This is a genomic window from Halogeometricum borinquense DSM 11551, from assembly GCF_000172995.2.
GTDB lineage: Archaea > Halobacteriota > Halobacteria > Halobacteriales > Haloferacaceae > Halogeometricum > Halogeometricum borinquense.
In genome coordinates this window covers 2350911-2377693 of record NC_014729.1, presented here as the reverse complement: position 1 = coordinate 2377693, position 26783 = coordinate 2350911, and the positions used below count along the sequence as shown (strand labels likewise).

Genomic DNA, 26783 nt, shown 5'->3' with positions numbered 1-26783 from the left:
GCACGGTTTCTTACGTGTTCTCCCGCGCAGTGACGAGCGTGTTCGAGACGAGCGAGACGATAGCACGGCGGAGACGCTCTGTCACCGCTTGGTCTGAGATGTCGAGCATCTCGGCCAGTTCGACGGTCGTACAGCGTCGGGGGATATCGTAGTACCCCGCTTCGACAGCGACGAGCAGCGTCTCGCGCTGAATGGCAGTCAAGCCGAACTTCGTTTTCGCGGTTGATCCGTCCGCTCGGGAAACGCGCTCGACGGTGAGCGGATACTGCTCGTCTTGACACGCTGAGCGAAACGCCGAGAGTTCGTCGTGACTGGGGAATCGCAGTTCGAGCCGCCACTCGTCGTGCGCTCCCGTTGCATCCAGCACGCGCCCGCGACAGTCCACGATGGTGTCGAAAAGGCCGTCCGCCTCGGGGTCCCAATCAAGTGCAAAGAGCGTGCGGTCGTCGAATGTGTCTACTGTGGCAATGTTTCGAACGGACGGGTGGTCGTTCGCCGCCGATACGAACGCGTTCTCACCGGAGTGATACAGCCAGAAGAACGGGATCGCCGCTGCTCCGAGTGGAACCATCGTTTCCAGTTCGATCCGTTCTCCTGTCTGTACGCTCAGCGCCCGTCCTAACTCGAACGCCGACGACGGGAGACGGATCACGACGGTAAGACTCATCGAACGATACTCCTCCTTTGATGTAAAACACTTAACTAGTTACCGCTGCCAGTTCGTGGCGTGTCTGGGTGTGAGAGTGGTCGAACGTCAACCACTCTCTTCGGCGGACTCACGCCTCGGTGTCGAGGTTCGAGAACGCTTCGTCTACGAGTTCGCCCGTGTCGGCCACGATTTCAGCCATCGTCTCGTCGTCGGGCGCCATCCCGACGAGTCGCCCGATTCGCATGATACTCACGTGATACACCGTCTGGACGCCGGGTTCTTCTTCCCAGATGATGACATTACACGGGAACAGCCCACCCATCTTCTTCTCGGAGGCATCGAGGGCTCTATCGGCCATACTCGGATTGCATGCGCCGAGCACGTAGTAGGGATCTCTGTCGGCGTCTACTTTCTCGTTGAGCAGTTCTGACGGGGAAAACTCGACTGGGACGCCGAATCCGGCGTCAGTGAATACTTCGCGGACGTGTTCGATGGCCGATTCGTGATCCATGTGGAGCGTCGCACGTTTTTCACCGATGTCCGATTCGGAGAGTGCTGTCGGGTCGATGGGAAGTGTCATCACTGGACCGCTTCGCTCCCCGCGCGGGAAAAGCTATGGATGTGCCCAGATCACACACAACCACTCAGTGTCTCAGAGTGTAATCGGAAGCCAACGAAGCCATCCCAGAACTGTTTCGGTGGGGATGAGTGGGTCGTGCATGACTAACCAGTCCAAGAGTCCGAGGCCGAGGCCGTGTGCGACAATCGACGGGAGAATAGAATTACTGTCGTAGTCAACCGCGCCGAACAACACGTCCGTGGGTCCCGAAAGGACGAGTTCTATCGGTGGTTTCCCCACGTGATGGAGCGCGTAGACGACGGGGCTGATGAAGACGCTCTTGAAGCCGAACTCCTCGCTCACGCCGACACAGAGGAGACCGCGGTAGTACGTTTCGGCGGCGATGACGACGACCAACTGCTGGAGGGTGTGCGGGAGAAACTCTACGAGTGCCGGACTGGTCTGCCACATCGGATAGTACGTCCTGATACTCGGGAGCGACGACCCGACGACGTAGAACGGGAGGACGATTGCCGAAACGATGAGTGTGTTGCGAAGCGCGCGCCGGTTTACTTGCCACCCGAGGTTGCGGCCATGGGTGATTGCAAGCACCGCCGGAAAGACGATGAAGACGACGGCGTCCCGGAACGCGCGGTAGGTGAGGTTCCTCGGCGGAACGGTCCACGTCATCCAAAGAACGGTCAAAAACAGACCTAACAGTAGCGACTTCTGCAACCACGAGAGGCGACCGACCGTACTGCGAAGTCGTGAGTAACCGGACACAAGAGACCGTCCTGCGGCGCGACTACTTCGTCTCGACAGGGGCGGTGTCGATGGCGGATTCGACCGCATCGATGAACGTCTGCCGAGTGTCGAAGTAGGAATCGTCTACCTGTTCGAGTACGTCCGAGAGCGTCTGCGGACCGGACGCCGTTCGGATGACACTGTCTCCCTCCTGTTCGAGGATGCGGGGTTTCTCGTGCGGCCACGTCAACCGCGACGCGACCCGAGCGAGCGGTTGGCCCTCAACAGGCGTCTCCTCGCCGAGTTCCACGACGGGTCCCTCGTTTTCGTCCTCGTCTGCCATATCGTGCGCTTTGCTATCGGCGGCAATAATCCCTTCGACACGTTTGCAGAGCGCTATCGTCCCGATGAACGGGTAATTGTCAATGGTATATGGTATATGCTGTCGCACATGCGTCTGACGCATCGTTTTGTGTGATGAAGAACAACCACGGTGCATGACCAGTCTCTCGGAGGCGTATCACAAAGGAGAGCGCGCCGGGCCGGGCCTCCAGCGACTGTTGCTCGGACTCGGGATGTTCCTGCTCGGTGTCCTTCTCGTCGTTGCGGGCATCGTCGTCGCTACGACGAGCGTCCTCCGCGGCGATGGGATGTCGCTCGGTGACGTGCGCGAACTCGGCGGCATCCTCGCGGGCGTCGGTGTTCCGCTGGTGTTCCTCGGTATTTTCACCGTCACACCGTCTGGCCGACTGACGAAAGCGGCCGCCATCGTCGGTGCGGGAATCGCACTGGCTGGCGTCGCTCTGTTCTGGCACGCCTACCCCTGCCAGTGGTCTGGGTCGCTGTGCAGGCGGGGCCGCCCCGACCTGACACTGCTCACCGTGAGCGTCTACTTCCTCGGCACGCTGACCACCTTCTGGTGTCTGTTTGTCGGCGTCGCCAACTTCAAAACGCGGAACGCACCCGGTGGCACCGCAACCGTGGAAGTGACGAAGAAAGGCGAGACGCGCTACGTCGAAGTCGAACGGGATCGTTCGCGCGGCGGACTCGGCGGTATCGGCTTCCTCGGCGGCACGCCTGACGGAGATACCGAGACGCAGACGGCCCGTCAATCTCAGACAGGGCAAAGTGGCACTGTCTCCGACGGCGGCACTGATGCGGCGTCCATCACGTCGCCGCAAGGGACGGGTACCCAGTCGCAATCCCGGTCACGCAGTCCACAGTCGCCGTCCGGTCCGCAGTCACAGTCGTCGTCCAGCCCGCAATCACAGTCCCAATCACGAGGCTCGCGTTCTCAGTCCGAACGCGGGTCGTCGGATCAGACCGCCGGAGACACCTACTGTGGAAACTGCGCGCACTTCGACTACGTTCGGACGGACGACGGCATCCAGCCCTACTGCGGCTACCACGAGGAACTCATGGACGATATGGACCCCTGCGACGAGTGGGCCAGCAAGCGCTGACTCGTTGATCCGTTGCTTCGATTCCTACCGTGTTTCGTCTCCGCCGTCGCGCTGTTGCTCGTCTCCGTCGCGCTCATTCTCTTTGGCGTCGATTCGCTTCGCCACGTCGTCCCAGTGACTTCCCTTCCAGTACACCTGTCCGCAGTCCAGACACCGCCACAGTGGCTGTTCGCCGGGGTCCGGTGCGTACTCCGGAACTGGCTCGTCCGTCCCGACGCGTTCTACCTGCCCGTTGCACGTGCTACATCGCACCGGCCCTCCGCGTAGTTCGACAGCGTACCCCGCCGATGAGAATTCGCGGAGTTGATCGGTTATCGCCCGCGTCGTGACGAGAACTCCATCTGGCGCGCGCCTGGCGAGTCGTTCGTCGCGTGTGACGAGCGTCCGGTTCTCCTCGCGTGCTCGTTCGAGAAGCGCGTCGTCGCCGGGGTCCGGTCCGTCGTCAAGGGCGTACGCCGCATCGTAGCCGCACATTCGAAGGTACGTCGTCAACTTCCCGAGCATCGCATCCAACAGCAACCGTTCGCGTTCGTCGTCGGACTCGGGACGGTCGGTCATCAGTGAAGGAACGAACGGAGGTCTTCGACGCGCCACGCGTTCAACAGGTCGTCGGCCTCGCACCATCCGCGACGGGCCGTGTGAACGCCGTATCGGATGTAGTCGAGTGCGCCGGGGGCGTGTGCGTCGGTGTTGGTGACGATGGTCGCGCCCGCTTCTCGGGCGACGTGCACGAGTTCGCCGTGCAGGTCGAGTCGGGCAGGGTCGGCGTTGATTTCCAGTGCCGTGCCGTTCCCGGCCGCGGTCTCCGCGATACGTTCGATGTCGAGTTCGAGACCCGGTCGCTCGTTGATGAGGCGACCGGTCGGATGGCCGAGAATATCGACGGCGGGATGTTCGACTGCCGCGACGAGTCGGTCGGTCGCGGTCTCGCGGTCTTGTCCGAGTGCCGCGTGCGGCGAAGCGACGACGACATCGAGGTCTGCGAGCACGTCGTCGCCGACGGAGATGCCACCCTCGGCGTCGATGTTCGCCTCAACGCCGTGGAGGAGTTCGAGGTCGGTCTCTGCGGCGATGTCGGCGACAGCATCCATCTGGTCACGGAGTTCGTCGTCGTCTAAGCCGACGCCGCCGACCATTCCCGGCCCGGTTGCGTGGTCGGTCACCGCGTAGTAGTCGTAGCCGCGTTCTTCGGCGGCGGCGACCATCTCCGAGATGGAGTAGCGACCGTCGGACCAGTCAGAGTGCGTGTGTAAGTCGCCGCGTACGTCGCCCATTTCGACCACTTCGGGGAGTGTCCCCGCTTGCGCGGCCTCGACTTCGCCGGTGTTTTCGCGGAGTTCCGGCGGGATGAATGGCAGACCGAGAGCCTCGTACATCGACGCCTCCGTCTCACCTGCGATTTTCTCGCCCGCGCGTTGGTCGGTCTCCGGGTCCTCGACGTCGGACACGTCGAAGACGCCGTACTCGTTCATCTTCAGACCCTTCTCGATGGCGATGTTCCGAAGCGCGACGTTGTGGTCCTTACTCCCGGTGAAATACTGGAGGGCCGCGCCGAACTCCTCGGGGACGACGACACGCAGGTCCACGCGAATACCGCTCGACCGAACGCTGGCTTTCGAGGGACCCGCCTCGATAACCGTGTTCGCGGCGGGCCAGTCGGTGAACGCCTCGACGACGGAGTCGCCGGATTCGGCGGCCACGAGAACGTCCACGTCGCCGATGGTGTCGCGCCATCGCCGAATCGACCCCGCCACTTCGGCCGCCTGGACGGTATCGGCCTCGCGGAGATACGCGAGTACGTCGTCGGCGAGGGGACGTGCGTTCCCGAGTCGTTCTCGTTTCTGTGCCTCGCGAGCGAACGGGATATTTTCGCGGATGTTCGCCTCGGTTTTCGGACCGAACCCCTTCACCTCGCGTATCTGCTCTTCCTCGGCCGCCCGTTCGAGTTCGTCCAGCGTGGTAATCCCGAGTGCGTCGTATAGTTTCCCCACGGTCTTCGGTCCGACACCTTCGACGCTGGTGAGCGTCGCCATCTCGACTGGAAGTTCCGCACGAAGCGCTTCCAGTTCCTCGATTTCCCCCGTCTCGAAGTACTCGATAATCTTCGCGGAGATAGCATCGCCGACGCCCTGTATCTCTCCGACGGCGTCCGCTCCGTCGGCGGCGAGTTCTTCGATAGGGTGGGGATACTCGCGGATGTTCTCGGCGGCGCGGCGATACGTGTTCGGTTTGTAGGAAACGTCTTTGGCATCGAGGAGATCAGCGAACTCCTCGAACAGCGACGCCACCTCGTCGTTTCGGCTCATCACCGCCCCCCGCGGCTGGACCGACTGCTTTTCTCGCGGCCCAGCGCCTGCTTCAGGAAGTTCATCCACCGTTTCCGGTCTTGGGCCTCCTGTAACTGAGACTCCTGTTCGAGGTTCGCGGGGCGTAGTTGTTCGAGTGCGTTCAACGCCCGGTCGATGCCGACGATACTTTCGACTAACCGTTGGCCCTCCTCGTAACTCACCTCGTTGTCCTCTATTTGCTGGAGTCGCTGGAGACGTTCGCGTCGGAGGTTCTTTTTCGCCTGCTCGACGCGGTCTTTCTCACCCTCCGGAACGGTGTCGCGGCGCTTGATCTCGAAAACGAAATCGCGCAGTTCCACCTCCTCGCCCTGCACGTCGATTCGGTCAGGGATATCGACACCAATGGTTGCCCCCTCGCGATTGACGCGCTCCAACAACTGCTTTCGCTCGAACTCCTTCACGGCTCTTCGTAAGCGTACGACCGGACGACACTTCGCTCCTTCGCCCCCGAAGGTTGGCTCTCTCCTTCGTGTCGTAATCACCGGCAGGAGTTCGGAAGTAGAAGAAGGTTCTTATGCGTCTCCGCGGAAGGAAGCATATGGGTCTGTTCGACCGACTACGTGGGCAAGACGACCCGCGTGTCGCCTTCATTGGAATCGACGGCGTTCCCTTTAGTCTCCTCGCCGACAACCCCGACGAGTTCCCCAACATGGCTGATCTCGCCGAGACGGGGAGTGCCGGAGCTATCGAAAGTATCGTTCCCCCCGAGTCCTCCGCGTGTTGGCCCGCCCTCACCACGGGTGTCAACCCCGGAGAAACTGGTGTGTACGGCTTCCAAGACCGCGAGAATGGTTCGTACGAGACGTACGTCCCGATGGGCCGCGACGTGCAGGCCACGCGCATCTGGGACCGCGTCACCGACGCCGGGCGGAAGGCAACCGTGATGAACGTCCCCGTCACGTTCCCGCCGCAGCGAAACGTCCAGCGGATGGTTTCGGGCTTTCTCTCGCCCAGCGTGGACAAGGCGGCGTATCCCGACGACTTCCGCGATCACTTGGAGTCTTCAGGATACATTATCGACGTGAACGCGAAACTCGGTCACAAAGACGACAAGACCGAGTTCGTCGAGAACGCCAACAAGACCCTCGATAGACGGTTCGAGGCGTTCAGTCACTACCTCCAACAGGACGACTGGGACCTGTTTTTCGGCGTGTTCATGACCACAGACCGGGTCAACCACTTCCTGTTCAAGGATTACGAGAACGAAACGTCGGACAAAGAGAAGTTCATGGCGTTCTACCGCAAGGTAGACGACTATCTCGGTCAGATTCGGGAGATGCTGCCCGAGGACGTGACGCTCGTCATCGCCGCCGACCACGGGTTCACGTCTCTCGACTACGAAGTCCACTGCAACACGCTCCTCGAACAGGAGGGATGGCTCTCGTACGAGGACGACGACCACGAACAACTTGAGGATATCTCCGACGACACGCTGGCGTACTCGCTCATCCCCGGACGCTTCTACATCAACCTCGAAGGCCGCGAACCGCGCGGTGCCGTCCCGCAGGACGAGTACCAAGAGCGCCGTGACGAACTGAAGGAGATGCTGGAGAACCTCGAAGGTCCCAACGGCCGCAAGGTCGCAGACCGCGTCGTCGAGAAGGAAGATGCGTTCCGCGGCAACCACGACGACATCGCCCCGGACCTCGTCATCGTCCCGAACCACGGATTCGACCTCAAGTCCGGCTTCAAGGGCAAAGACGACGTGTTCGGACAGGGCCCACGAAACGGGATGCACAGCTTCGACAACGCGTCGCTGTACATCGACGACCCCAACGCGACGATTGAGGATGCAGACCTCTACGATATCGCACCGACAATCCTCGACCTGATGGAAGTCGAGTACACTCGGACCGACTTCGACGGCGCGAGTCTCATCACCCAGTAACGCCGGGTCTCGATCTTCACGCGCTGTCTCGGTTTCTACAGGCTGAGCAGGCCGAGTGCCTCGGGGCTTGACCCCGTGGGTGAAGGCCGTACGCTCCGCTAAACGTGTTCCGTCCGCTCGATATACTGCTCAATCGTGTCTGTCGAAACGTCGCCTGCCGTCCCAACGTAGTACGATTCCTCCCAGAACCCGCCGCCCCACAGATACTCCTCCAAGAACGGTTCGTGCTGTTCCCACATCTCCCGCGCCGTGATGCTCTTGACCGTTCGAACAATCTCGCTCGGAGCGTATCTTGGGTGGGCGGAGAGGAACAGATGTGTGTGGTCGGGTGAAATGTGGAGTCGTTCGAGAGACTTCGTCTCTCTTGATCCCGAAAATCAGAGATTTTCGGACGACGACAGTATCTCGTAGTCGTACTCGCTGCACACGTCGCGGAAACTCGCTTCCAGCGAGTCCTCGATTGGTTCGAGGATGGCGTTGAGGACATGTTGGTTATTGACTTCCCCGAAATCAAGTTCGAGCGTCACCGCTACTTCACGATGCGGAAGCGCGTCCAGAACGCGGGGAAAGACAGTACCCACGACACGCTCGAAGGGCGCGAAGAACGGTTTGTCCGCGACCGACTCCACAAGGTGAGTCGTCACATCGTGGAGTGGAGCCGTCAGTTCGAGAAGCCGTGCATCGTCTTTGAAGACCTCAAAGAAATGCGCGACAGTATCGACTACGGCACGCGGATGAACCGACGCTTGCACCACCTCCCGTTCCGCGCCCTTCAGTTCTATACGTCGTACAAGGCGTCGTTCAAGGAGATTCCGACCGCGTGGATTAACCCCGAGTACACGAGTCAGCGGTGTCCGATGTGTGGGAATACGGAGCGTGCGAACCGAAACAAGAAGCGGTTCAAGTGCAAGGACTGTTCCCATCAAGACCACAGCGACCGTAGTGCAAGCGTCAACATCGCCGTGAAAGGCGTGAAGAAACTCGATTGGAATGTGCCTGCTCTCAACAGCCTTCCCGTTGTTCGGAAGGTTCGACGTTCACAAGAGCGGAGCTCTTGTGCAGCCCGCAAAGTCGCTTCGCGACTTTGAGACGGCGGGCATCGGGGGCCGTGGACGCCCCGACCGTGACCCAACCGACCGTTCGAGGCTATCAGGCCGATGGTCGAGTGGGAGTGTCCGACTAACCCACGGGAAGCCTCGGAGTCATACGGAAATCAAAGATTTCCGTGATGACGAGAGACGAAGTCTCTCGAACCACTTGACCCCGAGGCGGTTCACTCAGTGTCCCGTCTCCGCTCGCTATCTCACGCTTTACGCACAGTCTCGTCTCCGCCACTTGATCCGTCTCGATTCATCGGTCACGCTGACACAGACGAGTCCGTCTCGACGGGTTCTCGAACGCCAGGAGGGGAAAAGGGGGACCGAGCCGACTAGATGAGGTCTTCGAGTTCGTCGTTCCGCCACGTCTCGGCGGGGTCTTCGCGCTCTTCGGTCTCTTCGGCTTCTTTAACGGCCTCTTTTGCGCGTTGCATGAACGCTTCAAGCCGGTCGGAGCGCTCGACACCGCCGAGAAGGATGAGCGACGCGATGCGTCCGGAATCCAGCGGGAAGTCTCCGCCACGAACTTGGAGGCTTCCGGTTTCCTCTTCGATCCATCGGCGGGCGCGCTCGACGCCTTTGCGAGGTATCTTGTCCGGTTCGCCCGCGACGACGAGGAGCGCCGAATCAGCTGTTGTCGCCTCGGGGAGGCTCGTGCCAGTGAGGAGAGAGCGCCGCGTGGTACTCATCACGGTGTTGATGTTGCCCTCGGAGCTATCGGCGGACTCAGCGGCGGCGTAGCCGAGCGCCGAAATGCCGCCCGAGCGGAGCGTGTTGATGACCTCAGAGGAGTCAACGACACTCTCTGCGACGCCCTCGACTGCCTCACCGGAGGCGAACAGGAGTCCGACGCGCTGGGCGATAGCGCGGTTGATCGCGTCGTATCCCTGTTCGAGGCTCTCGCCCGAACTCCGGAACGCGTCGTTGTCAACGAGGAGGAGCGAATCTGCTTCGCGAGCGACGGTCTTCAGCGACCGTCCGGCGTTCACCTGATACATCGCGCCTTCGCTGTCGCCGGGAAGGATGCCGAGAGCGTAGATTGGTACGTCGTAGATCTGCTGGAGTTCATTGACGAGGACGGGTGCGCCACCGCTTCCGGTCCCGCCGCCGAGTCCGGCGACGACGAAAATCGCTTCGGCTTCGGCGGTGATGCGGCCGTCGAGTGCTGAGAGCACCTCGCGCTTGTCTGCTTGCATGACTTCCGCGCCGAGTTCGTTGTCGCCGCCGACCCCGTGGCCTTTCACGCGGTCCTGTCCGATGAGAATCGTCTCGAACGGAATGTCGCGCAGGTCAGCCTTCGCGGAGTTCACGGCGACTGCATCGAGAACCGCGCCGAACTCCATTCGTTCATCGAAGTCAACCAGTTCGCGGGTAAGCTTCCCGCCGGCCTGGCCGACACCTATCAGGACGGTCTTCATATCGGATGACTCGTTAGTACCGACCTTCAACTTTCCCCACCGAGGTTTTATTTCACATGACGGGACCAGTCGCCCCATGCCGGATGACAAAACCGACCTCACAACGCTTGCAGCCCGTCTCGACGCCGTTGAACGCGCTCTGACTGACGACGACCGCGACCAACCGTCGAACGACGCGTCGGGTACCGACACGGATACCGAGGCCGCCGAAGCGCTGTCCGAGACGACCGTGGCGGATCTCGAACAGTCGATAGCGGCTCTCGACCGGCGTGTGTCCGAACTGTCGGCCGAACTTGAGGCGGTTCGTGGTCTCCTGGGCGGCGTGCAGGCGGTAAACGAATCAGTCGAACGCCGCGCCGATCTCGCACTTGCGATAGCCGAACAACTCGCCGCCGCGCACGACGAGGATGACGGCCTCGTCGTCGAACGCCTTCCGGACGACGCGGAGACAGTCGGCGACGTGGCGGACCGCCGTGACGACACCGCTTGCGATACCGACGGGGACGAGGCGGAGGACTCTCTCGCCGCACGCCTCCGCGAGGCGCTGTGACGTGATTCGCGTCGTTCTCGCGGCGGTCCTCGCTGTCGCGGTCCTCGGTGCGTCGCTTCCGGCGGTCGAAGACGCCCGGGCCGACCGAACGGCGACGAGAGTGGACACTTCCGTCGAACGACTCTCGGCGGCCGGGTCGGCGCTCGCGTACGGTTCGGATGCGACGAGTGACGCCGCTGTCGCGCCGACGCGAACCGTGACGTTCTCGCTCCCGTCGCCGACGTGGACGAGCGCAGGTATCGATTACGTCGCTGTCGGTGGGCAACCCGGCGGACAGGGAAACCGGTCGGTCGTGACCTACGCGGTGGCCGGTGGCACGGAAATAACGCGTCGGCTCTCGCTCCCGGTCGCACTCCGGACACCGAACGGTCCTATCGTCCTCCGCGGATACGGCGACCGACCGATCTCGGTCGCGCTTCGGCGGACAGCGGATGGTCCTGTACTGGTCGCCTCGCGTGCCTACTCTGGCTGAGGTTTATATACGGAGACGCGACCATCGACCCCATGCCTCTCGACTTCACCGCCTGCATCGCCGCTGTCGGTTCGGCGCTCTCGCTCGATACCGACACCGATGACGATGAATCCGCCTGCCGGTGCCAACACTCGTTCGAGACGCCGACCGGCCGGACGACAGACCGGACGGAGCTCGTCGTCGATGCGACCGACTGTCCCGGTGGCGGTGACCTCGCCGGCGTTCCCGCGTGCCGTGCCACCGTCATTGGCGCACTCGCGGACCGAGACGCGGACGTGGTTCGCGTCCGTGCTGACGGTCTCGAACGCACCTACGACGACGATGCTGCGGGTGTTTTGCTCGCGGCAGGTCGGTTCGCCGAACGCGTCGGATTCCACGACGAATCGCTCGCAGAACGCGCCACCCGAGACCCGATAGATGCGGTCCGGCGAGCAACCGGTCGGGCGGGACCGGTGGCGACTCTCGCGGCCGAGACAGGCCTTGCCGCGGGTGTCGAACGTGCAGACGATTACGAGAGTCTCCTGTGGAGTTACGTGGGACCGTCAGTCGCCCGTTCCCGTGTCGCTCGGCGACTTCCGTCGGATGCCGCTCTCCTCGACCGGCGAGAACTTGATACCGGCGCGACGGTTCGTCTGTACCGGACCGGCGACGGCCGACTGTATCATCTCACGCCCGTTGCGCACGAACTCGACGCAGACGCGACGGCGACGCTGGCGGCGGCACACGAGTGTCTCGCGCGCGGAATCGTGCAGGGCGGAGAGCGTGCTGCCGGCCGAGCCGTGCGGCACGTCGCGGACGACGACGACCCAGTGGAGACGTTAACGGACGTACTCAACCGTCACACGCGCGGGAACGGCGTTCTCGACGACCTGTTTGCTGATCCACGAGTGACCGACGTGGTTGCGTCGGCTCCGGTTGCGTCAAATCCGGTACGCGTTGCGATCGACGGTGAGCGTATCCGGACGAACGTCCGTCTCACGCCGGATGGGGCCGCGGCGCTCGCGTCTCGGTTCCGACACGCCAGCGGACGCGGGTTCTCCCGCGCGTCGCCCGCACTGGACGCCGCGATCGACGCGCCCAACGGGTCACGCGTCCGCGTCGCTGGCGTCACCGCCCCTGCGAGCGACGGCATCGGATTCGCCTTCCGCGCACACGACGGTCGAGCGTGGACGCTCCCCGGTCTCGTTGCTTCGGGGACCCTCTCGGCCGAGACGGCGGCGTTTCTCTCGTTTGCTGTCGAACGCGGTGCGACGGGCCTCGTCGCGGGAACGCGCGGTGCGGGCAAGACGACGCTTCTTGGCTCTCTTCTCTGGGAACTCCCGGCGGCGACGCGTCTCGTCACCGTCGAAGACACCCCGGAACTCCCGGTCGCGGCGCTCAGAGACGGCGGGCGCGACGTGCAACCCCTCCACACCGACCTCGGTGAGGACGGTTCCTTTTCGCCGACAGATGCCGTCCGTACCGCGCTCCGGCTCGGAGACGGCGCTCTCGTCGTTGGCGAGGTTCGGGGTGACGAGGCCAGCGCCCTCTACGAAGCGATGCGAGTCGGCGCACACGGCCACGCTGTTCTCGGGACGATTCACGGCGACTCGCCCGCAGCCGTCCGCGAACGGGTCGTCTCGGACCTCGGCGTCCCCGAATCGTCGTTCGCGGCGACAGACCTCGTTGTCACCTGCACTCGTGACGGTTCCGACAGGCGAGTCGAGACGGTCGCCGAGGTTCGACAGACCGACGAGGGCGTTCATTTCGAGACGCTCTACGGCCGCGACGGCAACGGTATTCAAGAGACTGGAGTCGTCACGCGTGGTGATAGTTCGTTGGTCGCCGCGCTCGCCCGGCACGACGAATCGTACGCCGACGTACTCGACGCACTCGACCGCCGGACAGCGACGCTCTCGCACCTCGCCGAAACAGACCAGACGCGACCCGATGACCTTCCGAACGCCGCGGCCGATGTGCGCGAGGTCCGCCGATGACTGCTCCGTCGAATTGCTCCCATCTCGTTGAGTCGCTCGCGCAGGTGTATCCGTGGTCGGTCGAACCGGGTGAGGATGTCCGGTCCGCGCTGTCGTATCTCGGCAGCGACACAGACGCCGAAATGGTCGTTCGAGCGGGGTACGTGTTGAGCCTCCCGCTCACACTCGTCTCGTTCGCGTTCGTTTCACTACTCGCACCGCGCTCACCGATCGTTGTTCGCCTGTGTGCGTCCCTCGCTATCGGACTCGTCGGAACGCATGCGGTTCACCGACTCCCGGTCGTCGCAGCCCGACTCCGCCGGACGCGCGCACTGGGCGAGACGCCTGCGCTTGTCGGCCGCGCGACGCTCCGGATGCAACTCGGACCAACGCCCGAACGTGCCGCGTCGTTCGCCGCGCACACGGCCGACGGACCGCTGGCTGACAGTCTCGCAGAACACGTCCGTCGCGCCCGCGGTACGCCGAACTCCGGATTCGAATCGTTCGCACGCGAGTGGCGCGACCACTTCCCCGCGTTGGAGCGTGCTATCTCGCTTCTTCTCGCCAGCGCCGACGCACAGCCGGACGAACGCGAGCGAGGGTTAGAACGCGCGCTCGACGCTGTCCTCGACGGGACGCGCGACGAACTCGCGTCGTTCGCGGCGGACGTTCGCGGCCCGACAACCGGCGTCTACGCCTTCGGTGTTCTCCTCCCACTCGCGCTCGTTGGCGTCCTCCCGGCGGCCCGTGCGGGCGGTGTCGCCGTCCCGACTGCGGCGTTCGTAGCCGTCTATGATCTACTTCTGCCGCTCGGTCTCGTCGCCGCGAGCGCGTGGATATTGCTCCGGCGGCCGGTCGCACTCGCCCCGCCGCGCGTCGATTCGAGCCATCCGGATGTCCCGTCGTCCGCTCTCCCCGCGGTCGGGGCAGGCGTTCTCTGCGGTATCGTCGGCTGGTTCGTCGGTTCAGCCGTCGCCCCGTGGGCCGACGCGCTCACCGCCGCCGGCACAGGCGTCGGAGCGGGCTTGGTCGGACGCTACTACCCGATGGCACGGGTCAGAGAACGCGTCCGCGAGGTTGAATCGGGTCTGGACGACGTACTCTCGCTGGTTGGTCGGCGTGTCAGTGCTGGTGACTCTGTCGAGGTCGCACTCGAATCCGCCGCGGACGCCGTTTCGACCCCGGCAGGAGCGGTGTTCGCCGACGCCGCGGGCGTCCGTCGCCGCCTCCGCGTCAGCGTCCGCGAGGCGTTTCTCGGGCGCTATGGTGTCCTCGCCGACGTTCCCAGTCCGCGGACGAGGGCGGCCGCTGCACTGCTCTCCGTGGCCGCGACGGAAGGCCGACCGGCAGGCCACGCTGTCGTCGCCACCGCCGACCATCTCAGCGAACTTCGCCGCGTCGAGAGTGAGGCCCGGCGCGAACTGGCGTCGGTGACGGGAACGCTCTCGAACACTGCCGCCCTGTTCGCGCCGTTAGTCGGTGGTGCCACGGTGGCAATGGCGGCGCGGATGGGTGCCGCGGACACGGCACTCGTCGAAGACGGGGCGCAGGCGCTCGGACCCGAACTCCTCGGCACGGCCGTCGGTGCGTACGTTCTCGTTCTCGCGGTTGTGTTGACTACCCTCGCGACCGGTCTCGACCGAGGACTCGACCGAACGCTCGTCGGCTACCGCGTCGGTCTCGCGCTCCTTTCAGCGACGGCCGCGTATCTCGCTGCGTTCCGTGGTGCGGCACTCGTGTTCTGAACTGCACCCCTGCGAGGGTTTATATACGGGAGCGCGGCCAGACGGCTCATGCTCGACGTTCCCCTCGATTCGTGGTACGCGTGGCTGGGGCTCTCGCTTGCGGGCGTCGCCCTCGTCGGCGCGGCGTCTGGACTCCCAACAGCCCCACCGCCGAACGCTACTGCGGCGGCTGAGACGGTAGACCGTGTGGCGGCGACCGAGTACGCATCGACGGCCGAACATCCGCTGGACGCGACGGCGGTCAAACTCGAAACGCGCCGTCTCGCACTCCGAAACGACGCCGGGACGGCGCACGCGACGTTCGCGTTCGCTCCGGTCACACCCGTTCCGGCGGGTGACTCGCCGCTTCGTGACGTGATTCACGGTGCGCACCCATCGGCCGTCTTCGACTCGCCGGCGGCGTTCCAACAGGCCGTTATCGATTCGCGCACCCGCACAAGCAACGCAACGTGGCGCGAGGTGGACCGCACGCTTCTCGTCCGCAAAACGACTTGGGAGGGAGTCGATGTTGTCCTCGTGGACGCGTGACGGCGCTACTCGGACGGGCGAGCGGAGACGGGCACGCGCCCAAACGTCACCCGTCGCCGCATTGGCCGCGCTGTTTGCCGTCTGCGCAGGACTGAGCCTCTATGTGACCGTCCTCGGTGGTTCGATTCCACTCCTTGAGGATCGAGCCGTCGCTGATCCAACGCTTGACCGCGTTCACGACGTTATTGACGACGGTGGCGTGGTAGACGCCGAGCGACTTCCCGACGCAATGACTCGCGGGCCGGATGGCCGCCGTCTCAACGTTACGCTCACCGCCTCGGACGACGTGTGGACCGTCGGTCCAGCCGTCCCGCAGGAGGCGACCGACCGCGCGAGTCGCCTCGTGAGCGTTCGTCTCTCACCCGGACAGGTCGAACCCGGCCGTCTGACGGTGGTGGTGTGGTCGTGAACGCCACCCTCGACGCCGCGGTGTTCCTGTTGCTCCTTGGGGCGGCCGTCGTCGGTCTTACCACCGCCGATGCAGGGTCGCAGCCGACCCTCGACGACGGCCGTTCAGATGCCGTTGCGAACGTGCTTGCTACCAGTACGGCGACAGTGAACTACTCGCTCTCGCCGGGTGCGCGGCGGGCGAACGAGAGCGGTGCCGACTTCCGGCGAACGTCGGGTCCGGAGTTCGAGCGAACGACACACGGGTCACTTGCGGGGCTGCTCGCCCGCGTTACCGTCGGCACCGCCGGTTTCGACGGCACGCCGGTGACACACGCACGCGACGACTTCCGGTCGTCAGTTCGGGAGGCCATCACGGCCAGACTTGTGCCGACCGGTCTCAGAATCGACGCCGCGTGGCGGCCCTACCCCGATGCACCGGTCGAAGGACACGTCGCCGTCGGTGCGTCTCCGCCGCAGTCGGCCGCGACGGACGCGGCGACGCTGACGATTCCCACGCGAACGCAGTCGCTTCCGGCAAACGAGACGGATGACTTCGAGTCGCTCTCGAACGCCGTCGCGGCGCAAACTATCGAAACGGTTGCGCCAGCGAGTCGAACGCGCCTCGCTCTCCGCGGGGACCCGCCCGTTTCGACGCTCGTTCGGTACCGCTACGCACGTCTCGCCGCAGCACTGAACGTCTCCGTCGAAGACCCGATAGCCGATGCCGACACCGATGTAGCGAACCAGCGCCTTGCGGACGCCCTCGCGCCGCGAGTCGAGTCTGATCTGCGGGCGCGCTACGACTCGCCCGCGGATGCTGCGGCCGCCGTCTCCGTGAGTGAGGTCAGAATCGTTGTCCGGACGTGGGGCGATGAATCGGAGGGTGGTCGCTGATGCGCCTCGCAGACGACAACCGCGGACGCGTTCCGTTCGCGCTCGTCGGCGTTCTGCTTCTCGTCGGCAGTTCGACGTTTGCCGCGTCGCTCGCGTCGCCCGATACGGGCGTCGTGGACCGTTCGACAGACGTTGCCATGGAACGTGTGGACGCCGAGACGACTGCCGCGCTCCGGGTCGCTGTCCGCGAAGCGGCATGCGCGGCGGCGAGGGATCCCGTGACGACACCCGCGAACTCCGCGGTCGGTCGAACGCTCGGCCCGAACGAAACGTTCCATAACTATCTACGGCTCCGGATCGCACTCGCTGCCCGTGACGCGCTTTCGGGAGTCGAACATCGTCGCGGGATGACGACAGCGAGAGCCACCTTGCCACCGCTCTCTGCCGGTCTTGATGCGGCGGTTCGGAACGTCTCCGTATCGAGTGAGAACGAGGGTCGCGCTCTCACAGTCGCCGTTAGTAACGTCTCGCTCGTCGCTACTCACGAGGACCGCGTGGTCGCCACCCGGACAGTGACACGCCGCGTGACCGTCGCAGTTCCCGTCCTCGCACTCCACGCGCGGACGACCGATTACCAGCGACGACTGAACGAATCGCCCGTGTATGCGCCCGGTCTGGCGCGTCGCACGACGGCAGGACTCCTTGCTATCACGCAGGCACGCGCCCTCGGTCAGTACGCGGGTGCGCCAATCGAGAACGTCCTCGGCAACCGCCACGTTGAACTCTCGACCAACGCGGGCGTCCTCGCCGCCCAGCGTGCATCGTTCGGCCGCGTTGATCCCGACGCCAAGCGAGGTGTTCGTGCGGCGACGCTCCGAACCGGCCTTACCGACCTCCTGTCCCCGGTCGCTGGCGGATCGACGACCGAGAAACTCGTCTCTGCGACACCGAGTCCGAACCCCCGACCGACACCGACTACGATGCCGACGGGAACTCTCACTGTCGGCGTCAACGAAACTGCAGATGACGCGTTTCTCGCGTTCCTTCGCGGGACCGATGATTCCTCCGACACGGCTCTTGACTCGGTCATTCGCACCGGATACACGCCGAGCGTGACAGTCGTCAGCGACGTCCTCGACGAAAACGAGGGACACCGTCCCGCGCCCGAGGCACCTGATTCGTCCGACGTGTCGTGGTCGCTCGCCGCCGAAGACGTAGATAGTGATGTCTCCGTAGTTGATCGCGGGACAGCAGCACCGCCGTCTGTCGGCGTCGGCGCACGCGCGTTCAAGACGACGACGCGGCAAGTCGTCGTCCGGCACACCGTTACTCGGACGTGGCGCGCGGCGAATCACTCGAGTCGAACGACGACGGCGCAGTGGACCGACCGGTACCGCGTCCGCGTCGCCGTCGTCGGGTCGCTTCGGTCGCTGCCGGGACCGGACCGCGCCGTAGAACCGCTGTTCGAACGCGGTGGGGCGCTTTCGGGACCGAATCTCGAATCCGTCGCCCGTCTCGCGCGCGACGAACTCGCCGCTCGGGGTGGTGCGAACACCGTCGCTCGTCAAGCAGTAACGGGTAGCGCGGATTACGATCCCGCACGCGCCGAAACCGACCGCCCGTCTGCGCTTCGCGCGTGGGTGTACGCCGACGTGGCAGCGCTCCGTGAGCGGGTCAGAAACGTCTCGGTGGACGTCGCGGCACAGGAAACCGCCACCGGTCACGCCAACACCGCAGCTACACTGGCGGCGGCGCTCCGCGACCGGCGAGCGGAACTGGTCGATGCCCCGGCGACGTACGACGGTGTCGCAGACCGGGTTCGTGTCGCCGCACGCGCGGCATATCTCGATACGGTCCTCGCACGACTGGACGAACGGGCCGCCGAGGCCGCCGGTCGGAACGACCGACTTCAGGACGCACTCGCTTCGCGCGGTGTGAACGCAACGGCGACGCGGGACCGTCTGTCGAGTCGGACGACCGCCGATACCCGCGAATTGTCGAACAGTTCAGCGGCGTTCGTCCCCGACGGCGACCCGGCGTATCTCTCGCTGTCGGGCGTCGATGGACGAGCCATCGATGGTGTCGCAGACGACGCCACATACACCCCACTCGCCGCGCGCAACACCAACCTGTTCACGCTTCCGTACGGGGACCTCGCTGACGCTGTCGTCGGTGACATCTTCGGTCCCGGCGGTGAGGTGTCGCTCAGAACTGCCGGGCGCGCACTCGTCGCCGCGGACCGGACGCTCGCCGTCCAATCCGATTCGACGCTCCGCCGCCGAAGCAACGAACTCCGAAAGGAGGTCAAGCACTCGCTCGCTCCCGTCCGTGAGACGGCCGCATCGACGGTCGAACGCGAGACGGACCTGACGCACGCAGAGAGCGAAGATGCTGTTGCCGCCGGACTCGCCCACTGGGACGGCGTCGGCCAACGTGCTGTCGCCGCGTCGAACGACTCACTGGCGACCGCGATAGCGACGGAAGCGGATCTGGACGGAGAGATGGCTCAGGACCGCGTGGCGACTGCGCTCCGTGTCGAGTTGCGCGAGACGACCACAGCATCGCGGGTTCGCGTTTCGGAGGCGGCCGTGAACGGAACCGCGACTCGGACGCGGACGCTCGTGCGAGAACTCGGCCGGGAAGCGGCCTCCCGCGGTGCGGACCGCCTGACGAGTCACGCGCTGAACGGGACGCTCGGTGCGGTTCCGGCGGGGCTTCCGCTCTCGCCGACGATGAGTCCGTGGGTCGCGACGACGAATCTCTGGGTAGTCGAAGCACACGGTGCGTACGCTCGCTTTACCGTTTCGGCGGGTGACGGTGCGGTGCCGACGACGTACGTCCGCGATGGGTCCGTCGTTCGTTTGGACGTTGACGGTGACGGAAGTCGAGAGGCCATCGGATCGAACGAACGCATCGGCTTCGAGCTACGGACCGTCGTCGTCGCCGCGGTTCCACCCGGCGGTAACGGCGTCGGAGACATCGACGGCGACGCCTTCGAGACATCCGAGGCGTGGTCCGGTTCGGCACCGGGGCCACGATGTGATACGCCGACGGGGCGGTGTCCGCGGGAGTAAGAACTGGGCGAGGGAGTGTTCGGTGTGTGGAGTGAACGCAACAGGAAACGGTTTTGGCCGAGGCGCAGTGAGTACGTCTATGCTCTACGACGCGGCCGACGACCCAGCAGCGCTATCGACGACCGAGTTGCGGGAGGCGTACGAAACGCAGATTCGGACCGTCGTGGACGATGTTGGCGTCGAAGCGGCGGCGGCTGAATCCGGCGTAGACGAAGCGCAGGTTGCCGCCCTCGCGGACGGTGCAGTCCCCGAGATGCACGTCGAGGATGCAGCGGCTCTGTTGGCACTTTCCGACGACTACCCCGACAGCGAAGCTATCGTCCTCGAACTCCGCGATCACCTCCTGATGGGGATGACGACGGGCGTGCTTGACGTGGACACCATCGCCTCGAACGTGACGTTGGACCTCTCCGGACAGGAGGTACAGCAGGCCCTTGAGGGTCGAACGTCGATGACGCTCGAACAACTGGCAGCCATCCACGGCTACATCGCCGAGCGAAACGACCGATAGATGGCTCACGCACTCGTACTCGGATGCGGCTACGTCGGTCTCGAACTCGGCCGTCAGTTGGCCGAGAGCGGTCACGACGTAACGGGCGTCCGTCGCTCCGATGACGGCCTCGCGGCGGTCGAATCCGCTGGGTTCTCGCCCGCTCGTGCGGACGTGACCGATCCCGATTCTCTCGCGCCGCTTCCGGACGCCGATTGGCTGGTGTTCGCTGCTAGTTCCGGCGGGCGCGGTGCCGAGGCCGCTCGGCGCGTCTACGTCGAAGGACTTCAGAACGTCATCGACGAGTATGGCGGACGAGCGTCGCAACCTGACCGACTCGTGTACACCTCCTCGACGGGCGTCTACGGCGATCACGGCGGCGGCTGGGTAGACGAGGAGACGTCGCTTGACCCGACGACTGACAAGACGCGCGTTCTCGCTGAAGCCGAGCGGGTTGCCGTCGAAGACGCGTCAGCGGCGGGTATCGACGGAACAGTCGCACGGTTTGCCGGTCTGTACGGCCCGGACCGGTACCGACTCGACAGATATCTTACCGGTCCCGTCACGGAGGGCTATCTCAACATGGTCCACCGCGACGATGCCGCCGGTGCCGTCCGATTCCTTCTCGAAGCCGACGCCGCCCGCGACGACGTGGTTCTGGTTGTAGACGACGAACCCGTGGACAAATGGTCGTTCGCGGACTGGCTGGCCGACGAGTGCGGCGTCTCGCATCCGCCAAAACGGACCAAGGAGGAACGACTGGACGACCCGGACCTTTCGGAGGCCGCTCGTCGGCGCATTCTGACGAGCAAGCGGTGTTCGAACGACCGACTGCGTGAACTCGGCTACGAGTTTGCGTATCCGACGTACCGAACGGGGTACCGCGCGGCTATCGACGCTTTCCGTGAGTCGGCGGACGACTCGGATGCGACATCCGACGCCGAGTAAGTCAACTGGACGACGAATACTGTCGTATAAGCGGCGTCAAAACGAAGGAATATTCATACGTGTGGCTCTGGACCTCAGAGTATGGATTCGAGGGGAACCACCCACGCGGTGGACGTTGCCGCGCAGGTGGTTGGCGGAGCCGAGTCCGTTTTCGGGACACACCCGGAGCTAGTCGCGGCACTCATCGTTGGAACGGTAGCATTAGTTGGGGGTCTGTATGTCGTCCTGCGATTCAAGCGTCCGATGGGGACGCGCTTTCTGGAGCGCCTTTCGGAGTTAGACGAGGTTGCGGTGTTGATGCACCCCAATCCCGATCCGGACGCGATGGCGGCCGCTATCGGCGTCGCCTGCCTCGCAGAACAGGTCGGAACCGATTCGTACATCCAATACTCCGGGCAGATACGCCATCAAGAAAACCGCGCGTTCGAGACGGTGTTAGATCTCGATTTGGACGCGATTGACCACGTGACGGATCTTGCGGCCGAACACGTCGTTCTCGTAGACCACAACCAGCCGCGCGGATTCGCGGGCGCGGACGGTATTCTCCCGTTTGCCATCGTCGATCACCATCCCGGTGAGGGGACGGGCGAACGTTTCACCGACGTACGGACAGATTACGGCGCGTGTGCGAGTATCGTCGCTGAGTACTTTCGTGACATCGGTGCGAAACCGGTGCCACCGGACCGCCACGCGAGCGAAGTCGGGTCGGAGTACACGGTTCCATCGACTATTGCCACCGGTCTCCTTTACGGGATTCTCACTGACACCAAACGGCTCACTGCTGGGTGTTCAGAGGCCGACTTCACCGCCGCGGGCTATCTGTATCCCGGCGTCAACGAGGACATCCTCGACCGGATCGCCAACCCCGAAGTGTCGAAAGAGGTCTTGGAACTGAAAGCCCGCGCGATTGCCGGACGCGACGTTCGCGGACCGTTTGCCGTCAGCGATATCGGAACGCTCTCGAACGTCGATGCCATCCCGCAGGCGGCAGACGAACTCATCCAGTTGGAGGGCGTCACGGCCGTGGTTGTCTGCGGCGAACGCGACGGAACACTCTATCTTTCGGGCCGGTCGCGCGACGACAGAGTTCACATGGGGCGCACGTTAGGACACGCGCTCGACAACGTTCCCGGCGCATCCGCGGGCGGTCACGCCCGCATGGGCGGCGGTCAGGTCCCCCAACGAGAGGGAGGTATCGTCACCGACGGTGGCGACGCGCTCACCCGCGACACGCTCTGTGAGCGACTGTTCGAGGCAATGTCCGGCGACGTGTAGCGATCCGACGACGCGGCGATACCGCGGAAGTCGGAGCGCGTTTACGCCATCGTGTCCTACGAGTTCGCATGGCGACTAAACGCGGAACGTGGGGCTACCGCGACGAGTTCGGTGACGCCTTCGCGCGGACGTTCTTCCGACGGTTCGGCCCGGGTGTCGTGTCGAGTATCGGGATCGGAACGTATCTCGGGGACCCGACGGACGCCGCCGACGCTCGGTATCGGGAGGCGCTGACGGCGGCGCTCGAATCAGGCGTCAACCTCGTTGATACGGCCATCAACTACCGCTGTCAACGGAGCGAGCGGGTCGTCGGCGAGGCCCTCCGCGAGGCGGACATCGCTCGGGAGGAAGTTGTCGTCGCCACAAAAGGCGGATTCGTCCCGTTCGACGGATCGCGTCCCGAGGATCCCGGTGCGTACGTCCGCGACGAGTTCGTCCGGACGGGAATCGTGGACGGCGCGGAACTGGCCCGCGGAAGCCACGCCATCGCGCCCGGCTATCTGGATGCGCTGTTCGACCGGTCACTCGATAATCTCGGTCTGGACACCGTGGACTGTTACTACGTTCACAACCCCGAGACGCAGTTAGCCGTCCGTTCGCGTGAGGACGTGTACGACCAGTTGGAGGCGGCGTTCGAGGTACTCGAAGAACGGCGACTTGCGGGAGAGTTAGGCGTCTACGGCGTCGCCACGTGGAAAGCATTCCGTGTTCCGCGTGACCACCAGAGCTATCTCTCGCTTCCGGAAGTCCTTACTCGCGCCGAACGCGCTGCTGACGCGGCGGGTGCGGACGACTGCGGCCTCGCGGCGGTGCAACTGCCGTTCAACGTCCAGATGGCCGATGCGTTCACCGTTGAGGCACATCGGCACCCCGAAGAAGACAAAGACGTGAGCGCGCTCTGGTACGCGCAAGAAGCCGGACTCGACGTGTTCGCAAGCGCCAGTCTCGCGCAAGGAGACCTTGCGGCGTCGATTCCGGAGGCGGTGGACGAACAGCTCTCCGGTGAAACCGCCGCCCAACGGGCACTCAACTTCGCTCGAAGCGCACCGGGTGTGACGTGTGCGCTCGTCGGTACCGGCTCGCCCGAACACGTCGCAGAGAACGTCGCCGCCGGAACGTTCGAACCGCTCGGTGCGCGCGCCTTCGACGCCGTCTTCGAGTAACTATCTGAGTTCTTTCCACTCGGTTTCGCACGTCGGACAGATACGCACTGAGAACACCTCGTCCGGGTCGTTCCGCTTCTTGAGCGATTCCCCGCACTCGGCGCAGGTTAATCTGTCGTACGTATCTTTCTCCAGTTCTCCCTCTCGCATCCCCTTCCGCGTCGTTTTCATGCTGCTCCCAACTTTGTGAGGAACGCGTAAAAACCCGCGGTACAAACTATCACAGTTGATACAAAGCGTCGTCTGTTCGACCGTCAGAGACGGCAAGACGCGCCGTAACGGCGTTCCGGAACCCTTGAAGTACCGGGGTTGGAATCCACGGCTGTGTCACGAGGCCGGCTGTTCGGAACGCTCTGCTCGATGGTGTTGCTCGTCAACCTCGCGCGGATTGTCTTCGCCCCGCTCCTAGAGCAACTCATCTCCGTCTTCTCTATCGGAGAGGGGACAGCAGGCCTCATCGTTACGCTCGTCTGGGTCGGCAGCGCGCTCCCGCGCATCCCGACCGGATGGGTCCTCACGCGCGTCCCCCGCCACCGCGTCGTCCTCGGGACAGGCGTGATTCTGACCGCCGCCTCGGCGTTCACCGCCGCCGCGGACTCCGTCGCCATGGTCGCCGTCGGTGCCCTTCTGATGGGGCTTTCCTCGGGTGCGTATTTCGTCGCCGCAAACCCTCTCGTGAGCGAACTCTACCCCGAACGCGTCGGCCGGGCGATGGGGATTCACGGAATGGCAAGTCAACTCGCCGCCGTCATCGCCGCCCCGTTTGTCACACTCGCGCTCACCTTGTTCGTCGAGTGGTACGTTGTGTTCGTCTGTCTCGGCATCGCCGCGTTCGTCGCGACCGTCGTGTTCTACTACACCGCAAAGCGGACCAACCTTCCCGAAGCGGGCGGTGAAGACAGAAACCTACTCCGTGCGGCGCTGAACCAGTGGCGCATCATCGCCCTCGGTATCGTCATTCTGGGTTTCACCGGGTTCGTCTGGCAGGGTCTGTTTAATTTCTACGAACTGTACATGCAGACGAAGAATATCGCTGACGCCACGGCGAAGAACATGCTGACGCTCATCTTCGCCGCGGGCGTCCCGGCGTTTTTCATCTCTGGCAAACTCGCCGACCGACTCCCGCGCGTTCCATATCTCCTCTCGATTCTCGTCGCTTTCGTCATCGGCGTCCTCGCGCTGACAGTCACGCGTGGGCTTATCCCGCTTCTCGTCCTGACCGCCCTCATCGGTTACGTCATCCACAGTCTGTTTCCGGCTCTCGATACCTATCTGCTCGACACGCTTCCGGACGAGAACCGCGCGAGCGCCTACGCCGTCTACTCCGCGGGGATGATGGTCGTTCAGGCCTCGGGGTCGTCCGTCGTCGGTGCTCTCCGCGAGGGTGGCGGTACGTACGAATTTATCCGCGCTGCTACCGCCGTAGTTCCGTTCGTTGGCATTCTTCCGGCGGGCGGACTCTCCTATGACGCGATCTTCACCGGGCTCGCTCTCGGTCTCGCTGTCATCGTCACGACGTTACTGCTCCTCCAACGCGGTGGCCGCCTGCCGCAGTAGATTGTATCGCCCGACTCGCCGCGTTTTTCTTTCATCCGTCCTCATCTCCGTTTGATGGAGTACGTTCAGGAGCGGGTGACGACGCTACACGACCTAACTGACCCGGTTCCCGACGCCCCGACGAGTCGGACGGCGGTAGTCGTCCCGATGACCGAGCGCGAGTACGCCGGACTGGCGGCCGACCGCGTCCTCTCGGTCCTCGAACGCGTCGAACCGGCCCGCGTCGTCGTTCCTCTCCGCGCGCCGAAAGACCGCGTCGGTCCGTTCTGCGAGTGGCTCTCCCAGTACGACCTTTCTCTCGACATCCTGTGGTGTGACGGGCCGCGCGTTGCCGATCTGCTCGATTCGGTGGGATTGAACGATAAACGAGGGAAGGGACGCGACGTGTGGTTGGCGCTCGGCCCCGCCGCGACGGAAGAGTACGTTGTGGTTCACGACGCCGATACGAAGACGTACGACCGGTCGTACGTCTCTCGTCTGCTGTTCCCGCTGGCGAACGGCTACGAGTTCTCGAAAGGCTACTACGCCCGCGTCGAGGACCGACGCCTGTACGGCCGCCTGTTCCGCCTGTTCTACGTCCCGCTCGTCCGCGCGCTGCGCTCCGAGTCGGACGCTCCGATCTTGCAGTATCTCGATGCCTTCCGGTACGCGCTGGCGGGCGAATTCGCCGCGACGAGCGAGATGGCGCGGTCGATTCGCGCCCCGCGCGACTGGGGTCTCGAAGTCGGCGTTCTCGGCGACGCATTCGGCATCGCCGGATTCGACGGGACGGCGCAGGTTGACCTCGGCGCGTACGAACACGACCATCGCGCCGTCTCCGGGCCGACAGGCCTCTCGGATATGAGCGAGTCCGTCGGCGAGACGCTGTTTCGTACGGTCGCTGACCACGGCGTCGCACCGGACTTCGACACGTTGCCGGACCGGTATCAGACAGCAGCCGACCGTCTCGTCGATCAGTACGCCGCCGACGCGGCGTTCAACGACTTCGAGTTCGACCGCGCAGGCGAACGAGAACAGGTGGCGGCGTACGCCGACGCGGTGGCCGAACCCGCGGGTGAAGACCGACGGCTTCCGCCGTGGTCGGACGCGCCGTTATCGCCCGATGAGGTGGTCGAAGCGGCCGTCGCGGACGCCGAGGAGGTCTCGTCGTGAGCGACAAGGAGGCGTTGTACGACGAGTTGGCGGGCGTCGTTGATCTGTTCGGCGTACTCACGCGCGCTGAACTCGAACGCGCGCTCGACGAACTGGCGTTCAAGCAGGGGCAAGATACCGACCGGGAGGCGCTGGCGGACGCTGTCGAGGAAGCCGTCTCGAACTACTACCTCGTCACGTACGAACGCGACGGCGTCGAGCGCGTCGTCCCCGGACCCGTCGCGTTCCCGTCACTCCCAGAGAACGCCGAGGACTTGCCGCACATTCTCGACGTGGACGAGCGAACGGCGGACGAGGAGGCTGTCACCGAGGCCGCACTCTCGCGACTTCGAGCCGACGCCGATGATGCTCTCGAAGCAGGCGACGACAATCGGATTCGACAGCTCCTCGACGTGACGTACGACGTGGAACTGTGGACCGCCCGCGACGTGGATGTGGGCGACATTCGGTCGCGTTTCGAGACTGAACTAGATGAGTGAACGAA

General features: G+C 64.2%; 26 protein-coding genes and 2 pseudogenes. 18 read left to right on the top strand and 10 right to left on the bottom strand.

The window, feature by feature from the left end; all coding sequences use genetic code 11:
- Positions 1-10: 10 nt before the first annotated feature.
- The 4 genes from HBOR_RS11975 to HBOR_RS11960 all read right to left on the bottom strand — a co-directional run bounded on the left by HBOR_RS11975 (position 11) and on the right by HBOR_RS11960 (position 2295).
- Positions 11-667: a helix-turn-helix domain-containing protein gene (locus HBOR_RS11975; RefSeq protein WP_006056506.1), complete on the bottom strand. Its 657-nt coding sequence runs from the start codon at positions 665-667 to the stop codon at positions 11-13.
- Positions 668-776: 109 nt separating this feature from the next.
- The gene (locus HBOR_RS11970; protein ID WP_006056507.1) at positions 777-1229 is read right to left on the bottom strand and encodes a DUF302 domain-containing protein; all 453 of its coding nucleotides are present in this window, start codon (positions 1227-1229) and stop codon (positions 777-779) included.
- 72 nt (positions 1230-1301) lie between these two features.
- The gene (locus tag HBOR_RS11965) at positions 1302-1898 is read right to left on the bottom strand and encodes a CPBP family glutamic-type intramembrane protease (protein ID WP_006056508.1); all 597 of its coding nucleotides are present in this window, start codon (positions 1896-1898) and stop codon (positions 1302-1304) included.
- A gap of 115 nt (positions 1899-2013) precedes the next feature.
- The gene (locus HBOR_RS11960; protein ID WP_006056509.1) at positions 2014-2295 is read right to left on the bottom strand and encodes a DUF5789 family protein; all 282 of its coding nucleotides are present in this window, start codon (positions 2293-2295) and stop codon (positions 2014-2016) included.
- Positions 2296-2449: 154 nt separating this feature from the next.
- Here HBOR_RS11960 and HBOR_RS11955 point away from each other — a divergent pair, with 154 nt between their 5' ends.
- Positions 2450-3415, top strand: a complete 966-nt coding sequence (locus HBOR_RS11955; protein ID WP_006056510.1) for a DUF7139 domain-containing protein — start codon at positions 2450-2452, stop codon at positions 3413-3415.
- 24 nt (positions 3416-3439) lie between these two features.
- On the opposite strand, the gene HBOR_RS11950 is transcribed toward HBOR_RS11955, so the two are convergent.
- Genes HBOR_RS11950 through HBOR_RS11940 form a run of 3 tightly spaced genes read right to left on the bottom strand, consistent with a single transcriptional unit; the run spans position 3440 to position 6164 of the window.
- A complete protein-coding gene (locus HBOR_RS11950; RefSeq protein ID WP_006056511.1) occupies positions 3440-3973 on the bottom strand; it encodes a Mut7-C RNAse domain-containing protein in 534 nt (177 codons plus the stop codon).
- Positions 3973-5721, bottom strand: a complete 1749-nt coding sequence (gene polX, locus HBOR_RS11945; protein WP_006056512.1) for a DNA polymerase/3'-5' exonuclease PolX — start codon at positions 5719-5721, stop codon at positions 3973-3975. Before polX ends, HBOR_RS11950 begins: the two co-directional genes overlap by 1 nt.
- Entirely contained in the window at positions 5721-6164 is a 444-nt protein-coding gene (locus HBOR_RS11940; protein ID WP_006056513.1) for a DUF5788 family protein, read from the bottom strand. The genes polX and HBOR_RS11940 overlap by 1 nt, the downstream gene beginning before the upstream one ends.
- Before the next feature lie 137 nt (positions 6165-6301).
- Between HBOR_RS11940 and HBOR_RS11935 the strand changes: the two genes are divergently transcribed.
- The gene (locus HBOR_RS11935; protein ID WP_006056514.1) at positions 6302-7651 is read left to right on the top strand and encodes an alkaline phosphatase family protein; all 1350 of its coding nucleotides are present in this window, start codon (positions 6302-6304) and stop codon (positions 7649-7651) included.
- Positions 7652-7749: 98 nt separating this feature from the next.
- Here the strand turns inward: HBOR_RS11935 and tnpA are convergent.
- Positions 7750-8178: pseudogene (gene tnpA / locus HBOR_RS11930) on the bottom strand (IS200/IS605 family transposase).
- On the opposite strand from tnpA, the pseudogene HBOR_RS11925 reads away from it, so the two are divergent.
- Positions 8119-8834, top strand: a pseudogene (locus HBOR_RS11925) (RNA-guided endonuclease TnpB family protein); the annotation flags it as partial. The pseudogenes tnpA and HBOR_RS11925 overlap by 60 nt on opposite strands.
- A 246-nt stretch (positions 8835-9080) precedes the next feature.
- Here the strand turns inward: HBOR_RS11925 and HBOR_RS11920 are convergent.
- The gene (locus HBOR_RS11920; RefSeq protein ID WP_006056517.1) at positions 9081-10166 is read right to left on the bottom strand and encodes a tubulin/FtsZ family protein; all 1086 of its coding nucleotides are present in this window, start codon (positions 10164-10166) and stop codon (positions 9081-9083) included.
- A 76-nt stretch (positions 10167-10242) separates the two neighbouring features.
- Here HBOR_RS11920 and HBOR_RS11915 point away from each other — a divergent pair, with 76 nt between their 5' ends.
- The 12 genes from HBOR_RS11915 to HBOR_RS11860 all read left to right on the top strand — a co-directional run bounded on the left by HBOR_RS11915 (position 10243) and on the right by HBOR_RS11860 (position 23590).
- Positions 10243-10716 (top strand): DUF7310 family coiled-coil domain-containing protein, encoded by a 474-nt coding sequence (locus tag HBOR_RS11915; protein WP_006056518.1) that lies wholly within the window; start codon positions 10243-10245, stop codon positions 10714-10716.
- Position 10717: 1 nt separating this feature from the next.
- Complete coding sequence (locus HBOR_RS11910) at positions 10718-11188, top strand: DUF7311 family protein (protein WP_006056519.1); 471 nt, start codon at positions 10718-10720, stop codon at positions 11186-11188.
- Between the two features lie 32 nt (positions 11189-11220).
- Positions 11221-13164 (top strand): type II/IV secretion system ATPase subunit, encoded by a 1944-nt coding sequence (locus HBOR_RS11905; RefSeq protein ID WP_006056520.1) that lies wholly within the window; start codon positions 11221-11223, stop codon positions 13162-13164.
- On the top strand, positions 13161-14888 hold the full coding sequence (locus HBOR_RS11900; RefSeq protein WP_006056521.1) for a hypothetical protein: 1728 nt from the start codon (positions 13161-13163) through the stop codon (positions 14886-14888). Before HBOR_RS11905 ends, HBOR_RS11900 begins: the two co-directional genes overlap by 4 nt.
- A 48-nt stretch (positions 14889-14936) precedes the next feature.
- A complete protein-coding gene (locus tag HBOR_RS11895; RefSeq protein WP_006056522.1) occupies positions 14937-15416 on the top strand; it encodes a DUF7283 family protein in 480 nt (159 codons plus the stop codon).
- Entirely contained in the window at positions 15394-15825 is a 432-nt protein-coding gene (locus HBOR_RS11890; RefSeq protein WP_006056523.1) for a DUF7285 family protein, read from the top strand. Before HBOR_RS11895 ends, HBOR_RS11890 begins: the two co-directional genes overlap by 23 nt.
- Complete coding sequence (locus tag HBOR_RS11885) at positions 15822-16700, top strand: DUF7284 family protein (protein ID WP_241432422.1); 879 nt, start codon at positions 15822-15824, stop codon at positions 16698-16700. Before HBOR_RS11890 ends, HBOR_RS11885 begins: the two co-directional genes overlap by 4 nt.
- Positions 16700-19714, top strand: a complete 3015-nt coding sequence (locus HBOR_RS11880) for a DUF7286 family protein (protein ID WP_006056525.1) — start codon at positions 16700-16702, stop codon at positions 19712-19714. Before HBOR_RS11885 ends, HBOR_RS11880 begins: the two co-directional genes overlap by 1 nt.
- Before the next feature lie 79 nt (positions 19715-19793).
- Positions 19794-20225, top strand: a complete 432-nt coding sequence (locus tag HBOR_RS11875; RefSeq protein WP_006056526.1) for a DUF5791 family protein — start codon at positions 19794-19796, stop codon at positions 20223-20225.
- Positions 20226-21152, top strand: a complete 927-nt coding sequence (locus tag HBOR_RS11870; protein ID WP_006056527.1) for an NAD-dependent epimerase/dehydratase family protein — start codon at positions 20226-20228, stop codon at positions 21150-21152.
- 81 nt (positions 21153-21233) lie between these two features.
- Positions 21234-22427, top strand: a complete 1194-nt coding sequence (locus tag HBOR_RS11865; protein ID WP_241432423.1) for a DHH family phosphoesterase — start codon at positions 21234-21236, stop codon at positions 22425-22427.
- Between the two features lie 68 nt (positions 22428-22495).
- A complete protein-coding gene (locus tag HBOR_RS11860) occupies positions 22496-23590 on the top strand; it encodes an aldo/keto reductase (protein WP_006056529.1) in 1095 nt (364 codons plus the stop codon).
- Here HBOR_RS11860 and HBOR_RS20035 read toward each other — a convergent pair whose 3' ends face one another.
- Positions 23591-23761, bottom strand: coding sequence for an HVO_0758 family zinc finger protein (locus tag HBOR_RS20035; RefSeq protein WP_006056530.1), 171 nt, complete (start codon positions 23759-23761; stop codon positions 23591-23593). It abuts the gene before it with no gap.
- Positions 23762-23950: 189 nt separating this feature from the next.
- Here HBOR_RS20035 and HBOR_RS11855 point away from each other — a divergent pair, with 189 nt between their 5' ends.
- From HBOR_RS11855 to HBOR_RS11845, 3 genes are read left to right on the top strand one after another with little or no spacing between them, the layout of a single operon-like run.
- Positions 23951-25147 (top strand): MFS transporter, encoded by a 1197-nt coding sequence (locus tag HBOR_RS11855; RefSeq protein WP_006056531.1) that lies wholly within the window; start codon positions 23951-23953, stop codon positions 25145-25147.
- Between the two features lie 54 nt (positions 25148-25201).
- Entirely contained in the window at positions 25202-26299 is a 1098-nt protein-coding gene (locus tag HBOR_RS11850; protein WP_006056532.1) for a glycosyltransferase family protein, read from the top strand.
- Positions 26296-26778 carry a DUF7109 family protein gene (locus tag HBOR_RS11845; protein ID WP_006056533.1) on the top strand — a complete coding sequence of 161 codons (483 nt, stop codon included), beginning with the start codon at positions 26296-26298 and terminating at the stop codon, positions 26776-26778. Before HBOR_RS11850 ends, HBOR_RS11845 begins: the two co-directional genes overlap by 4 nt.
- Positions 26779-26783 lie beyond the last annotated feature (5 nt).